We start from the raw sequence: 14,383 nt of genomic DNA on the forward strand, positions 1-14,383 counted from the left end.
GGTGGTGCGGACCTCACGGATCGCGCGCTCGCGGAGCTCGTCCGGGTATTTACGGGGTGCTGCCATGGTGCTGGTGGTTCTCCTTCGCCAGGACCGTAGCCCTGGCATCAGGGACTCCACAAATCTCAGTACAGCTCACCCCGAGGTGCGGTCGGGCAGCACGTCGACGACCCGGCCGGCCTCGACGTCGACCAGCACGGTGCCGTAGGTGCAGCCCTTGCGGAAGGCGAACTCGTCCACCCCCAGCACCCTCGGGGCACGGTCCGGCACCACCGGCGCTGTCAGCAGCTGAGCAGACGCGTCCGGCCAGCGGTCAGCCGCAACCGGCGGCACAGCCGTGCGGCAGGGCGGCCGCCGAGCTCGGTCGCGATTGACCGCAGCCAGCCCGCCAGCCCGATGCTGGAACGGCGGTAGCGCGCGGACAGCCCCGGAACCTGCTCGACGAACGTCGTGCGGGAACAGCTCCCGCGATCGCAGAAGTACCAGCGCACGCGCAGCCGGACAATGACGCGGCGCGCGCCCAACGGCCGCTCATCCAGGGAGGGTTGATACGTACTGTGTACGCGGCGGGCCTGCTTGCGGCAGTTCGGACACCGGCCTGGACTGGCCGTCGACACTGCCTCCACCACCAGAATGCCGGAGAAGTCGCTCACCCCCTCCACCCGTACATTGATCCCGGGAAACAGCACATCCTCAACCGTCTTGCTCGCCACGGCAGGAAGTACGCTGCCGCAACGATCCCGCGTTCCAGCCACTGACCTGGGGGATTCACGGAACTGATACTGTTGGTGATCTTCACTCGGTGGGGTGAAGTCTGCTGACCGTGCCTGTGTTCATGTCCTCGTGATGCTGCGCTGGTCGTAGCGGGGCGGTTTCGGCGGTCGGAGGGGTGACCGCAGTGGCAATGGGTTTGGTTTCGGGGCGTGTTATTCCGCCGTTGACGGTGCGGATGGCCAGGGCGAGTAATCCGCGGGGCACAGCCGCGATGTGGGTGCGCGATCGGCTGGACGGCCTGTTCGCGGATGCCGACTTCGCCGACTGGTATCCAACTGACGGACGGCGTGGGATGTCGCCTGCTCAGCTGGCTCTCGTGTCGGTGCTGCAGTACGCGGAGAATTTCACCGACCGACAGGCTGCGGAAGCAGTCCGCTGCCGCCTTGACTGGAAGTACTGCCTGGGCCTGGAGCTGGATGATCCGGGATTCGACTTCACTGTCCTGAGCGAATTCCGTGGCCGGGTGGCCGAAGGCGACCGCGCGGACCGGCTCCTGGCGCTGGTGGTGGACCGGCTTGCAGAAGCCGGGCTGGTCAAGCGGCGGGGACGGATCCGGACGGATTCCACCCACGTGCTGGCGGCGGTGCGCCGTCTGAACCGGGGTGAACTGGTCACTGAGACGCTGCGCTGTGCTCTGGAGGACCTCGCACTGCAGGGCGAGGGGTGGCTGGCTGCTCTCGTGACTGCTGACTGGGCAGACCGGTATGGCCGGCCGATGCGCTACGACCGGCTGCCCCGCGGCGGCGACGCGTTGATCGCCTGGGTGCTGCGGGTAGGTGAGGACGGGCTGCACATCCTGCGTGCCGTCTATCACGACGATGCCCCGCCTGGTCTGCGGGAGTTGAGGTCCGTGCAGGTCATGCGGCAGGTCTGGGTCCAGCAGTACTGGCACGACGAAGCGGGCCAACTGCGCTGGCGGGCAGCGAAGTCGACCCGTGACCGGGCCAGCCGGAGGGCGACCGGGCAGAGGAACACAGGCAAAACCTCAGCAGACGGCCGACCTGATCCTGCTTCGGCACGGGTGCCGTGGTCCACGATGGAGATCGTCACCCCGCACGATCCCGAGGCCCGTTACAGTCAGAAGGTCACCGCGGCCGGCCAGCGCGACTGGATCGGCTATCGCGATCACCAGACCGAGACCTGTGACGAGACGAGCCCCAACGTCATCGTTCAGGTGGTCACCCGCCCGGCGCCGCAGCAGGACATCGACGCCCTCGACGACATCCACCGGCAGCTGACCCGTCAGGGCTTTCAGCCCCTCGAGCACGTCGTCGACGGCGGCTACGTCACCCCGGACAGCATCCACCAAGCGGCCCTTACATGGGACATTCCGCTGCTCGGCCCGGTCCGCGACGACCCACAAGCCGCCCGGCGGCCGGGCTTCACGAAAGAGGACTTTCACATCGACTGGGAGAACCGCACCCTCACCTGCCCGAACGGCATCACCAGCCCGCCCTGGAAGGCCACCTTGGGCGACGGGCATCCTCGGCTGTCCGTCCTCTTCCCCCGCAAGGCATGCCGGGAATGCGACGACCGCGAGAAGTGCACCGGCAACGTCGATGGCAAAGGGCGCCACATCCTCCTGCTGCCCGAGCCCCAGCAGAAGATCCAGTCACAGGTCAGGAAAGACCAGAAGACCAGCAACTGGCAGCGGCGCTTTGCCATCCGCGCAGGCTGCGAGGCCACTGTCTCAGAAACGGTCCACGCTCATGGCCTGCGCCACTGCCGCTACCGCGGCCTGGCGAAGACACACGTTCAGCACGTGCTCACAGCTGCTGGAACCAACATCGTCCGACTCAGCGAATACTTCCCGCCCGGCACCACACCGGCTTCTCCGCCACGGCCACCCAGTCACTTCCAGCGGCTCTGCCAAAGGCTGACGACCTAGAGATCACCAACAGCATCCGGAACTGCGGACAGAGCCGAAATCAAGAATCCTCATCAGGACAAGCACATCGCAGCATCAGAGCACCGGACAGACGAATCACTCGCGCATACTGCCTGACGCGGGCGAGGCGAGCATCGCTTTGAGGATGCGTTGCAGCTCAACGCGGTCCTGGGGGATAACCCTCGCCAACCTGCGGTCGTACTCCGCCGCGAGGGCTGCAAGTGCTCGATCGCGTGCCCGCGTGCCCTCGGCGGTCAGTACGAGCCGGTGACGCCGCAAGTCCGCCTCGTCGATCTCGCGGCGGATGAAGCCCTTGGTGACGAGGTTGCGGACGTAGACCGTCACGCTCGCCTTGGGCAGCAGCAGCGCGGTCGCGATCTCGGCCGGGTACGGCGATGCCTCCACCTCGGCCAGGACGAAGAACTCCTTCGTCTCCAAACCGAGCTCGGCCAGCTCCCGTGTGCAGGCATCCATCACTACGCCCAGCAGCCGCTGGTTCAGCGTCCACAGCTGCGCCCCGTCGACTGACATTGCGATCCTCCATCCATGTGGTACAGTTTCGTATTAATTCTATATCGTACAAGATGCCGCCTTGTACTGGACTCCTATGGAACAACAATCTCACGAAGGAAGCCAGACATGCTTCAGCACCTCACGATCCCGCGCGGTCCCATCAACCTCGCCGCGGACCTCCACCTGCCCGACAACGCCGACAGCAGCGCACCGCTGCGCGCCGTGGTGCTGGCCACCCCGGGCAGCAGCGTGAAGGAGCAGATCGGCGCCAACTACGCCTCCCGTCTCGCCGCCCGCGGCATCGCGGCGCTCGTCCTCGACCCCGCCCATCAGGGCCAGAGCGAGGGCGAGCCCCGCGACCTCGAAGACCCCTACCGCCGCGGTGAGGACATCTCCTACGCCATCGACGCGCTCACCACGACCCCCGGTATCGACCCACAGCGCATCGGCGTCCTCGGCATCTGCGCCGGTGGCGGCTACGCCGTGCACACCGCCCGCACGGACCACCGCATCAAGGCGGTCGGCACGGTCGTCCCCGTCAACATCGGCGCCGCGTTCCGCAGCTTCTCCCCCGACGGTCCGGCCGCAGCACTCGACGCCCTCGCGGACGCACGTACCGAAGAGGCCCGCTCCGGCGAGACGACCCGCGTGAACTGGCTGCCCGACACCCTTGAGGACGCCGCGGCAGCGGGCCTGACCGACATCGACACCACTCAGGCCGTCACCTACTACCGCACCGAGCGCGGCGGCAACGAACACTCCACGAACCGGCGCCTCCTGCGCAGCGACTCCCTCCTGCTGGGCTACGACGCCTTCCACCTGGCCGATCAGCTCATGACCCAGCCACTGCAGGTCATCCTCGCCGGACGCATCGGCAACACCGGCTCCTACGACATGGGCATGCAGCTGTGGAAGCTGGCCCCCAACCCCGTCGACCTCATGGTGATCGACGGCGCCGGCCACTACGAGATGTACGACGAACCCGCATACGTCGACGCCGCCGTCGAACGACTCATCAGCTTCTACGCGAACAACCTGTGACTGCGGGCATGGACGACGCCTCACTGGACCGGCTCGGTACGGGCAAGTATCTGCTGGTCACCAGCTACCGCAGGAACGGCACCCCGGTCGCCACCCCCGTCTGGGTGGTGCGTGACGGCGACGCGCTCGGCGTCTGGACGGCCGCGGACTCCTGGAAGGTCAAGCGGATCCGGGCCCGCGCCGATGTCCTCGTCGGCCCCTGCGATCTGCGCGGCAATTCGACGGGCGACCAGGTTCCCGCCACCGCCGAGATCTGCGACGCCGCCACCACGGCCCGCTATCGGCAGCTCATCGCCCGCAAGTACGGCATCATCGGCCGCCTCAGCCTCCTCGGCAGCCGACTGCGCCGAGGTGAGGCCGGAACGCTCGGCATCCGGGTGACGCCGACGCCGTGACGCGTATGCGGATCGCGGCGAGTGCATGCTGGTCACTACTGTCGAGCGCCGAGTGGACCTCGGCCGCCGTCCGGTTCTCGCGGACCGCTGCGCCTACTCGTCCTCGCCGTCCTCCTCCCCCTCGGCCTCCGCCGGGTCGCGCAGGGGCCGCAGCGCTCCGCCGGCCGGGCCAGAGCCGCGGAAGCTGTAGCGGCCCAGGACATTCAGGTTGGCGTGCTTGAGTGCGAGAGCCGGGCGACCTCCTCGTCCAGGACGTCGTGCTCGCGCTGGTCGGCGGGCAGGGCCCGCAGCTGCTCGACGGCGGCGTCCAGGTAGCGGGTGGTCCACAGCACCGCGGCGTTCAGCACCAAGCCGAGCGCGCCGAGCTGGTCCTCCTGCCCCGACCTGTACGCCTGCGTCGACCGGGTCGACCACGCGCAGCAGGTGCAGCGTCTTGGCGATCCGCCCGTACTCGGCGAACGCGGTGCCCAGCGGCGTCGGCCGTCCCTCCCGGCCGAACATCCGCAGCAGGTCGTAGGCCCGGACCTGCCCGGTCGCCAGGGAGCCGGCCACCCGCAGCATGTCCGGCCGTGCGTCGTCACCTTGGCGAGGTTGACCCGGTTGCGGGCCAGCGGCTCCAGCACCCCGTAGTCGCCGCCCGTACCCCCGGGCAGCTCGGCCCGCCAGAACCGCTGGTCGGCCAGGTCCCGGAAGCGGGGCGAGAAGTTGTAGCCGAGCAGCGAGAACAGCCCGAACACCATATCGGAGTAGGAGGCGTTGTCGGTGGCCACCATCTCCGGCCGCACCCCGGCGTCCAGGTTCAGCAGGGTGTCCAGGATGTGCAGCGAATCGCGCAGGGTGCCCGGCACCACCATCTGCCCGATCCCGGCGACCTGGTCATTCACCGCGTTCAGCCAGGTGATGCCGCGCTTGAAGTGGTAGTACTTCGGCGACGGGCCGGCGCTGATCGTGCGCTTCGGGACCACGAACCGCAGCCCGTCCACCGACGCCAGCAGCCCCTCGCCCCAGTGCTCCACGATCGGCACCCTGGCCTGGGCCGCCACCAGCGCCGCGTTCGCGGCGCCGATCGTGTCGGCACGCAGGTAGTACTGGTCCACGTGCACCAGCCGGGCCCGCGTCAGCGCTTCGTCGTTCGCGTCGATGACCGGGGTGTAGCCGATGTTGCACGCCTCGGCGACCAGCAGCGCCACCAGCGACGTCTTCACCCGCTCCATCCGGGGCCGGCCGCCGTCCAGGTGCACGAAGGTGTCCAGGAACCCGGTCCAGGAGTCCACCTCGAACAGCAGATCCGGCAGGTCGATCCGAGGGAGCATCGCCGCGGTGGTCCGGCGCAACCACCGCAGCGACTTCGACTCGCCGAGCGCGCCGAGCCGGTCCACGTTCAGCTTCAAGCGGCCGTTCGGCTGCACCTCGAAGGACAGCTTCGCGTCCTGCCCGGCCTCCTCCAAGCGCTCGGCCATCAGCCGCCACGCCGCGTCCAGCGCACCGACCCGCTCGGCCAGGTGCTGCTCGACCGGCGCCTCCAGGCTCAGCCTGTGCAGCACATCGGCCTGCACCGCCTCCCGCTGCGGCCCGTCCAGCAGGCGAGCCCGGGGGTCGGACCAGCGATTCGACGGGGAGGCGAACACATCCCGGCGCCCCAGAGCCCGGTGCAGCTGCTCCAGCACGCACACCGCGTAGGCGTCCCGGTCCACCGCGCCCACCGGCAGGTCAGGGTTGGAGAACACCGCCTTCTTCCAGGCCGGCGGCACCAGTTTCTGGTCGATCACCCTAGGCAGTAGCGGCTTGGCCTTCACCGTGCGCCGCGACAGCGCAGGCAGCCGCTTCACCGCCTCCAGCACCCGCCGGCCGCCGGCCGCCGCACCCAGCGTGCCCGACTCGCCGAGCAGGGACAGGAACGGGCGCACCGTGCTGTAGCGGCCGGCCAGCTGGCGGCGCATCTCCGCCTGGGACTCCTCGTCGCCCGGCGGCAGCAACTCATCCAGCAGCCGCACGGCCGCCTCGACCTCCGCGCGGGGCCCGACCTCGTCTCCAGCGCCCGGAACATCGCCAGCGCGTCCAAATCGGCGCCGGCGTCGGCGACCAGGTCCAGCTGCGCGCTCCACAGCCGGTACACCACCTGCACGGTGCGCGACGCCTTCGCCAGCCGGGGCCGGGACGCCAGCCACTCCTTGTCCGTGGCCCGCTTCGCCACGTTCAGCAGCTTCACCTGCATCAGCAGCGCGAACACGTCCAGCGCGTCGTCGATCGCCGACGCCTCCAGGTGCCGGACCACCGAGGCCAGCAGCGCGGTGCGTCGCGGCTCCGGCGCCCGCTCCAGGATCGGTGCCTCGACCCCCCGACCCGGGCCAGCGTCGCCAGCCGGTTCGGCGGCACCTTGTCCAGCTTCACCCGGCCCAGCCGAAAGGAGGAGATCTCCTCCACCCGCTCCAGCGCCTTCGCCATGCTGGTGCCGGTCGTACGCGTCGGCGGCCGACGCAGCCGCTCCAGCTCCAGCAGGAGCTCTTCGACTTCGAAGCGGAGCACGTGGACTGGCTGGTCATCTTCCATCTGCCGCCGTATGCACCGGAGATCAACCCGCAGGAAGGTATCTGGAGCCTATCCAAGCGGGCCCTGGCCGACTTCGCCGCCACCGACCTCGCACACCTGACCCGCGTCATCAAGCGGAAGCTCAAGAAGATCCAGTACCGGCCGCACCTGATCACCGGCTGCCTGCCACCCACCGGCCTGGACCTTCACGGCCTGATCGAGACACCGGACATCACGGATTCAACCTGAGTAGCCGCAGGACGCATGCCATTGGTGGGGCCAGGAGGGACAGCTCCTGGCCCCACCGATAGCGGTGAGCAGCCCGCGATGTCCACCCTCGGCACAGAAACCGTTCGCCAGACAGAATGGCGCTCTGCTTGGCTCACTCCATGAGTGATCTTCACATCCGCCACGCCACCCTCGCGGACATCGCCACCGTGCTGCAGTTCTGGCGCGACGCAGCGGAAGGAACCAGCATCAGCGACGACCACGACGGAGTAGCCCGGCTCATCACACGAGACCCCGAAGCCCTGCTCCTCGCCGAACGCGACGGCACCCTCGCCGGAACCGTCATAGCCGGCTTCGACGGATGGCGATGCTCCGCCTACCGACTCGCCGTCCACCCCCACCACCGACGCCAAGGCATCGCCACCGCCCTCCTGGAAGCCGCCGAACAACGCTTCACCACCCTCGGCGGACGACGCGTCGACGCCATGGTCCTGGAAGCCAACGAACAAGCCCACCACACCTGGACCGCAGGCGGATACCATCGCGAAGACCACTGGCGACGCTGGGTCAAACCCCTCTAGACACAGCCAGCCACACGCTTGTGAGCAGCCAAGATTCGACGGCTGGCGGTGTCATCTCTACCGGCTGGCGGTACATCCGGAGCGGCGCCGTCAGGGCATCGGCTCGGCGCTGCTCGCCGCCGCCGAGGAGAGGTTCGTACGGCTCGGCGGACGGCGCGGGGACGCGATGGTGCTCACCCGGAACGAGACGGCGCATCATGCGTGGCACGCGGCGGGGTACGCGCCGCAGGAGACATGGCGGCGCTGGGTGAAGCCGCTCACCGGCTGAGCGGCACCCCGAACCGGGGGACTTTGCTGATCCTTTACTATTGGGGGACCGTGCGGAAGCGCACGGTCCCCCTGCGAGTCCTGGAAAGGTGTGAGTGTCCGCCCATGGGCGAGCCTCCCAGTAGCCGTGCGCGACATCGCGCGATCCTCTCTGCCCTGCCGGACCATGGGACGGAGGTGAACCGATGACGGAAGTGCTCCTGCTGCTGGTGGCGATCCTGCTGTCCCTCGCGTGCGGCGCCTTCGTGGCGGCCGAGTTCTCGCTGACCACGGTCGAGCGCAGCGAGCTGGAGCGGGCGGTGGAGCGCGGTGAGCGGGGCGCGTCCGGCGCGCTGAAGGCCGTACGGAATCTCACCTTCCAGCTCTCCGGCGCGCAGCTCGGCATCACCGTCACCAACCTGGTGGTCGGCATGCTGGCCGAGCCGTCGATCGCCGCGCTGATCGCGGGGCCACTGGAGTCGGTGGGGCTGTCGGGCAGCGCGGCGAGCTCGGTGGCGCTCGTGCTGGGTACGGCGCTGTCGACGGTCTTCCTGATGGTCGTGGGCGAGCTGGTGCCGAAGAACTGGGCGATCTCCTCGCCGCTGCCCGTGGCCAGGACCGTGGGCAACGCGCAGCGCTGGTTCAGCGCCGTCTTCCGGCCCTTCATCACCCATCTCAACAACACCGCCAACCGTGTCGTGCGCCGCTTCGGCGTGGAGCCCACCGAGGAATTGGCCGCCGCGCGCGGCCCCCAGGAGCTGGCGGCCCTGGCCCGGCACTCGGCCCGTGAGGGCGCGCTGGAGGCGGACACCGCCGAGCTGTTCGTGCGCACCCTGAACCTGGCCGACCTGACCGCGGAGAACGTGATGACCCCGCGCGTCCAGGTCATCTCCCTCGACGCCCTGGCGACCTGCGAGGACGTGGCGAACGCGACCCGGGCGACGGGCCTGTCCCGCTTCCCCGTCCACCACGGCGGCCTCGACGCGGTCGTCGGTACCGCGCACATCAAGGACGCGCTGGCGATCCCCGCCGACCGCCGTCTCCACGTGCCCGTCTCGGAGATCATGCGCGAGCCGCTCCTGGTCCCCGAGTCGCTGACCGTGGACCGGCTGCTCGACCGGCTGGGCGGCAAACGAACGATGGCCGTGGTCATCGACGAGTACGGCGGTACGGCGGGTGTGGCGACTTTGGAGGACATCGTCGAGGAGGTCGTGGGCGAGGTCCGCGACGAACACGACCCGCACGAGACGCCCGATCTGGCCCCCGCGGGCACCGACGACGACGGCCGCGCGCTGTACTCGGCCGACGGCGCGGCCCGGATGGACCAGCTCGCGCGCGTGGGCCTGCACGCACCCGAGGGGCCGTACGAGACGCTGGCCGGCCTCGTCGCCACCGAGCTGGGCCGCATACCGGCCGTCGGTGACGGCGTCGAGGTCGCGGGCTGGCGCATGGACGTGGTCGACGCGTCCGGCCGCCGCGCCGCACGGGTGCTGCTGCACGCCCCGCTCGCCGAGGACCACGGGGAAGGGGCGGACCGGTGACCGTCGTACAGCTGCTGATCGCCCTGGCGACCCTGGTCGTCAACGCGTTCTTCGTCGGCGCGGAGTTCGCGCTGATCTCCGTCCGCCGGGCCCAGATCGAGCCGTACGCCGAGCGGGGCGACCGGCGTGCCACGAGCGTGCTGTGGGGCCTGCGGCACGTGTCCGCGCTGATGGCGGCGGCACAGCTCGGCATCACGCTGTGCACGCTGGTCCTCGGCGTGGTCGCCGAACCGGCGATCGCGCGTCTGCTGGAGCCGGTGTTCCACGCGGTGGGCGTGCCGCAGAGCGCCGGCCACGCCGTGTCGTTCGTGATCGCGCTGGCGTTGGCCACCTATCTGCACATGCTGCTCGGCGAGATGGTCCCGAAGAACATCGCGCTGGCGGAGCCGGTGCGCAGCGCGCTGGTCCTCGGCCCGCCGCTGGTCACGCTGTCGCGGGCGCTGCGCCCGGTGATCTTCGCGATCAACGCGTTCGCCAACGCGCTGCTGAAGCTGCTGCGGATCGAGACCAGGGGCGAGGTCGCGGCGGCCTTCTCGGACGCGCAGCTCGCCCAGATCGTGAAGGACGCGGGCGACGCGGGGCTCATCGACGACCGTGCCCGGGAGCGGCTGCACGACGCCCTGGAGCTGGGCCGCCGCCCGGTGCGGGACGTCGTACTGCCGCTGGAACGTGTCGTCTACGCGCGCGTGGGTGTCACACCGGAGGAGCTGGAGGGGCTGGCCGCCGAGTCGGGGTTCTCCCGCTTCCCGGTGGTGGACGAGGGGCGCCGGATCATCGGCTATCTGCATGTGAAGGACGCGCTGGACGCCTCGCCGCGGGACGAGCCGTTCCGGCTGCGGGACATGCGGGCCATCGCACGCGTGCGTGAGGCGACGCCCCTGGACGACGTCCTCACCGCGATGCGGGGCAGCCGTACGCATCTGGCGGCGGTGCTCGGCACGGACGGGCGGCTGGCCGGGCTGGTGACGATGGAGGACGTGCTCCGCGAGCTGTTCGGGCAGCGGGCGTGAGACAGGGGTGGGGCCGGCAGGGGTGGGGCCGGCACTCGGACAGGGGTGACCGACCGCTGGGTATGGGACTCGGGCTACCATCTGTGTCGCCATGCAGACGAAACCCACACACACCAGCCTGGTCGCGGTCGGCGACTCCTTCACCGAGGGCATGTCGGACCTGCTGCCCGACGGCTCCTACCGGGGCTGGGCCGACCTCCTGGCGGGCCGGATGGCGGCCCGCACGCCCGGCTTCCGGTACGCCAACCTGGCGGTGCGCGGCAAGCTGATCAGCCAGATCGTCAAGGAGCAGGTGGACGTGGCGGCCGCGATGGACGCCGACGTGATCACCCTGGTCGGCGGCCTGAACGACACCCTGCGCCCCAAGTGCGACATGGGTATGGTCAAGGGCCTGCTCACGGAGGCGGTGGAGCGGCTGGCCCCCTCCTGCAAACAGCTGGTGCTGATGCGCAGCCCCGGGCGCCAGGGTCCGGTCCTGGAGCGGTTCCGGCCGCGTATGGAGGAGCTGTTCGTCTGTGTCGACGAGCTGGCCGAGCGGCACGGCGCGCTCGTCGTCGACCTGTACGGCGCCCCCTCGCTCTCCGACCCGCGGCTGTGGGACGTCGACCGGCTGCACCTCACGCCCGAGGGGCACCGCCGGGTCGCCGAGGCGGTCTGGCAGACCCTCGGGTACGACCCGGAGGACGCCGAGTGGCGTACGCCGATCCCGGCGACCGTGCCGCCCGGCTGGGCCGCCCGCCGGGCCGCCGACGCCCGCTTCGCCCAGCAGCATCTGCTGCCGTGGATCGGCCGTCGGCTGACCGGCCGCTCCTCCGGGGACGGCCGGTCAGGCGCCCAGTTCAGCGCCGAGCTGGGCAAAGCCTTCTGGGTCACGCCTGCGGACGACACAAACCCCGGCCCTGTGACGGACTGGCGACGGGTTGATCCCTAACCCGGAGCCCCGCCCGGCTGCCGCGCACCGATGAGACACGGGGCGCCGCCTCCCTCTGGGAGAACCGATCGCGGCGCCGTCAGCATGGGCCTCGGGGCCTGCGGTTGGGCCCATGTCGTCCGGGCCCGTTCATGCATGATGACGACATGAACCATGGCGACCAGCGCTTCCACGTCATCGTGCTGTCGAACTTCGCGAAGGGCTTCGACAAGTACGCGTTCGCTTACGGTAAGGCCGGGATTCCGGAGAGCACCTATCCCGACCGGTTCCACCTGCTGACCCGTGCGGAGTTGGGAATCGGTATCGGCAAGGCGCGACGCTTGCTGGACCGTCTGGCCATTCCCGGCGACCGGCTGCTGGTGCTGGAAACCACGGTGGACCCCGACAGACTGGTGCCCAACGTGTCGACCGGCCTCGGCATGGAACTGCACGAGGCTCACATCCGGTTGTCGGCAGTCCACGAGCTCGACCAAGCAGGCGACGAGTTCACTTTGCGCCCGACAACCGTCGAGGATGCGATGGCGGCCTCCCTGCACCTTCACGGATCGGCACAGCGTCGCTACGCGGACATGCGACCGCGCTCGGTGTCGCTTCTGCCGGTCGCCGCCGCCTGCCAGGCCCGGTGTTCGTTCTGCTTCTCCTCGGCTTCGATCTCCAGCGACCAAGCACCGGCACGGGTCCCGTGGGACTCGGTCGCCCACTGGCTGGAGCGCGCCCGTGCTGCGGGGGCCGAGCGTGCGGTGATCACGGGCGGCGGGGAGCCCACGCTCATACCGTTCGAACAGCAGCTACGGCTGGTGTCCGCCTGCTCGGCGGCCTTCCCGAAGGTCGTCCTGATCACCAACGCGCACACCCTGGCGAAGGGTCAGCACGCCGACCGGGCCGGCCGACTGGCAGCCCTGAGCGCCGCGGGCCTGAGCGTGCTGGCGGTCTCCCGGCACCATCAGGACGACGCCGTCAGCGACCGGCTGATGATGTTGCGCACGCCGGTGAGCTCTGTGATCGACACCTGGCGCATGGAACGTGACCGCTGGCCGGGGCTGCGGATGAGGCTGATCTGCGTGCTCCAGCACGGCGGCGTGGCCGACGCGGCCGGCGTCGCCGACTACCTTTCGTGGGCGGCGGCTCTCGGTGTCGAGGAAGTCTGCTTCAAAGAGCTCTACGTCTCCACCAGCACTGAGTCGCTCTACTTCGACCGCGCCGCCAACCTCTGGAGCCGAGAGCACCAGGTGTCGCTGTCCGTCGTGACCCGGTTCGCCGAGCAGCACGGCTTCGAACTGGCGAGCCGCCTGCCCTGGGGCGCGCCGGTCCACCAGGGCAGCTGGGAGGGCCGGCCGATGCGGATCGCCGCTTACACCGAGCCCAGCCTGCTCTGGGAGCGCACCAACGGGATCGCACGCAGCTGGAACGTCATGGCCGACGGACGCTGCTACGCCTCCCTGGAAGACCGGGCCAGCGAGATCGTGCCGGAAGGTGCGACGACATGAGGTTCGACGAGTTCCAGGAACTCCGCCGGCGGCAGCTCCTTGCTGGTTCGTCGCTTCTGGATGCCGCCGAGACCAACGTGTACCGGGCACTTGCTCCGATGCGACCGGAACCGCCGACCGCCATGAGCACGGTGCACCGGTGCGATCTCGCCCGTGCCTGGCTGCGGCGTTTCGAGCTGCCGGAAGAGTGGTCCGGCCACGCCATGGTCTGTCGGGGGGTCCGTCACGGGCTCGGCGTGGTGTTCCACTGGCTGCGCGCCGTGCGAGCGCGGTTGTGGCTGCCCGGCGACGTGTACCCGGTCTACTTCGAGCTGGCCCGAGCTGCGGGCCTGGCGCCCGCGTCCTACCCGACGCTGCCGGCGCCGGCCCTGCCGAGATCGCCGGCGGACGACCGGCCCGAATACCTGCTGCTCGCCAACCCCAGCAAGCCGCTCGGCCGGTATCTGTCCGATGCCGAGTGCGCCGCGGTGATTTCGTGGTTGCGGGAATCACCATCCCGCCGCCTGCTGATCGACAGCGTCTACGACCTGGGAGCCCCGTTCGCCGCCGGCACACGGCGGTTGCTGGACACCGGTTGCGCGGTCCTCCTGCATTCGGTCACCAAGGGATGGCTGTGGCCACGCACATTCGGCGTGGTCCTGCTGGGTCCGGCGCAAGCCGAATCGGCCGAGCCGTTCCGGGCTGATCCGCCGACGCCGGCTCAGCTGAGGCTCGCCGACCGCCTGCTGACCGAGCACAGCGACGTGCCCCGGCAGGTCGCCGACGAACTGGCAGCACGGGCTGAGCGGTTGTTCGAACGGTTGCCGGACGAGGTGCTCGCGGCGATTCCCACAGCGAGCCGGACGTGTCCCGGCAACTACTTCTTCCCGGTTGAAATCCCGGCGGAGACGCTCCGGCGTGAGTGCGGCGTGCTCGCCATGCCGGTCAGCGTGTTCGGGGAGAGCAGCTGGCCCGGCTCCATCCTGACCAGCCTTGCTGACGCTTTCGGCCCGACACCGACGGCGGCGCGATGAAACCCCCGGAGGGCCCGGAAGCGGACACTCGTGGGCGGAAAGCGATGAGAACCGTCTGAAAGGCGTCACCTGGCGTCGATCCGTGTTCGTTGGTGGACGTGGCCGGGCATCGTGGAGACAAGGTGCGGCGACGGGGCCGCTCGTCGTCCTGCGCGGAGGGGCCGTGGACGCCCCGTGCGGCGCGTGCCCCCGGTCGTAGGTCGGCC

13 protein-coding genes and 2 pseudogenes are annotated in these 14,383 nt (G+C 69.8%); 11 read left to right on the forward strand and 4 right to left on the reverse strand.

What is annotated here, in order from left to right:
* Nucleotides 1-135: 135 nt before the first annotated feature.
* Together ACLZN2_RS34215 and ACLZN2_RS34220 are read right to left on the reverse strand one after the other, a co-directional pair.
* The gene (locus ACLZN2_RS34215) at nucleotides 136-270 is read right to left on the reverse strand and encodes a transposase (RefSeq protein ID WP_416983321.1); all 135 of its coding nucleotides are present in this window, start codon (nucleotides 268-270) and stop codon (nucleotides 136-138) included.
* 11 nt (nucleotides 271-281) lie between these two features.
* The gene (locus ACLZN2_RS34220; protein WP_416983322.1) at nucleotides 282-713 is read right to left on the reverse strand and encodes a hypothetical protein; all 432 of its coding nucleotides are present in this window, start codon (nucleotides 711-713) and stop codon (nucleotides 282-284) included.
* A gap of 176 nt (nucleotides 714-889) precedes the next feature.
* Here ACLZN2_RS34220 and ACLZN2_RS34225 point away from each other — a divergent pair, with 176 nt between their 5' ends.
* Nucleotides 890-2,662 carry an IS1182 family transposase gene (locus ACLZN2_RS34225; protein ID WP_416983323.1) on the forward strand — a complete coding sequence of 591 codons (1,773 nt, stop codon included), beginning with the start codon at nucleotides 890-892 and terminating at the stop codon, nucleotides 2,660-2,662.
* Between the two features lie 96 nt (nucleotides 2,663-2,758).
* Here the strand turns inward: ACLZN2_RS34225 and ACLZN2_RS34230 are convergent, their stop codons facing one another.
* The gene (locus tag ACLZN2_RS34230) at nucleotides 2,759-3,193 is read right to left on the reverse strand and encodes a MarR family winged helix-turn-helix transcriptional regulator (RefSeq protein WP_416983324.1); all 435 of its coding nucleotides are present in this window, start codon (nucleotides 3,191-3,193) and stop codon (nucleotides 2,759-2,761) included.
* 108 nt (nucleotides 3,194-3,301) lie between these two features.
* On the opposite strand from ACLZN2_RS34230, the gene ACLZN2_RS34235 reads away from it, so the two are divergent.
* Together ACLZN2_RS34235 and ACLZN2_RS34240 are read left to right on the forward strand one after the other, a co-directional pair.
* The gene (locus tag ACLZN2_RS34235; RefSeq protein WP_416983325.1) at nucleotides 3,302-4,216 is read left to right on the forward strand and encodes an alpha/beta hydrolase; all 915 of its coding nucleotides are present in this window, start codon (nucleotides 3,302-3,304) and stop codon (nucleotides 4,214-4,216) included.
* 8 nt (nucleotides 4,217-4,224) lie between these two features.
* Nucleotides 4,225-4,611 (forward strand): PPOX class F420-dependent oxidoreductase, encoded by a 387-nt coding sequence (locus tag ACLZN2_RS34240; protein WP_128382426.1) that lies wholly within the window; start codon nucleotides 4,225-4,227, stop codon nucleotides 4,609-4,611.
* A gap of 93 nt (nucleotides 4,612-4,704) precedes the next feature.
* Here ACLZN2_RS34240 and ACLZN2_RS34245 read toward each other — a convergent pair.
* Nucleotides 4,705-7,104 (reverse strand): annotated as a pseudogene (locus ACLZN2_RS34245) (Tn3 family transposase); the annotation flags it as partial.
* A 33-nt stretch (nucleotides 7,105-7,137) separates the two neighbouring features.
* On the opposite strand from ACLZN2_RS34245, the gene ACLZN2_RS34250 reads away from it, so the two are divergent.
* The 8 genes and pseudogenes from ACLZN2_RS34250 (at nucleotide 7,138) to ACLZN2_RS34285 (ending at nucleotide 14,177) form a co-directional block, all read left to right on the forward strand.
* Nucleotides 7,138-7,389, forward strand: coding sequence for a hypothetical protein (locus ACLZN2_RS34250; protein WP_416983326.1), 252 nt, complete (start codon nucleotides 7,138-7,140; stop codon nucleotides 7,387-7,389).
* A gap of 140 nt (nucleotides 7,390-7,529) precedes the next feature.
* On the forward strand, nucleotides 7,530-7,949 hold the full coding sequence (locus ACLZN2_RS34255; protein ID WP_416983327.1) for a GNAT family N-acetyltransferase: 420 nt from the start codon (nucleotides 7,530-7,532) through the stop codon (nucleotides 7,947-7,949).
* 34 nt (nucleotides 7,950-7,983) lie between these two features.
* Nucleotides 7,984-8,217, forward strand: a pseudogene (locus ACLZN2_RS34260) (GNAT family N-acetyltransferase); the annotation flags it as partial.
* Between the two features lie 184 nt (nucleotides 8,218-8,401).
* Nucleotides 8,402-9,736 (forward strand): hemolysin family protein, encoded by a 1,335-nt coding sequence (locus ACLZN2_RS34265; RefSeq protein ID WP_416983328.1) that lies wholly within the window; start codon nucleotides 8,402-8,404, stop codon nucleotides 9,734-9,736.
* Nucleotides 9,733-10,746 (forward strand): hemolysin family protein, encoded by a 1,014-nt coding sequence (locus ACLZN2_RS34270; protein ID WP_416983330.1) that lies wholly within the window; start codon nucleotides 9,733-9,735, stop codon nucleotides 10,744-10,746. The genes ACLZN2_RS34265 and ACLZN2_RS34270 overlap by 4 nt, the downstream gene beginning before the upstream one ends.
* 91 nt (nucleotides 10,747-10,837) lie before the next feature.
* Nucleotides 10,838-11,677, forward strand: a complete 840-nt coding sequence (locus ACLZN2_RS34275) for an SGNH/GDSL hydrolase family protein (protein ID WP_416983332.1) — start codon at nucleotides 10,838-10,840, stop codon at nucleotides 11,675-11,677.
* Between the two features lie 146 nt (nucleotides 11,678-11,823).
* Nucleotides 11,824-13,164, forward strand: coding sequence for a radical SAM protein (locus ACLZN2_RS34280; RefSeq protein WP_416983333.1), 1,341 nt, complete (start codon nucleotides 11,824-11,826; stop codon nucleotides 13,162-13,164).
* Nucleotides 13,161-14,177 (forward strand): aminotransferase class I/II-fold pyridoxal phosphate-dependent enzyme, encoded by a 1,017-nt coding sequence (locus ACLZN2_RS34285; RefSeq protein ID WP_416983335.1) that lies wholly within the window; start codon nucleotides 13,161-13,163, stop codon nucleotides 14,175-14,177. The genes ACLZN2_RS34280 and ACLZN2_RS34285 overlap by 4 nt, the downstream gene beginning before the upstream one ends.
* Nucleotides 14,178-14,383: the final 206 nt, after the last annotated feature.

The sequence above is a fragment of the Streptomyces sp. T028 genome (genome assembly GCF_048159505.1).
Lineage (GTDB): Bacteria > Actinomycetota > Actinomycetes > Streptomycetales > Streptomycetaceae > Streptomyces.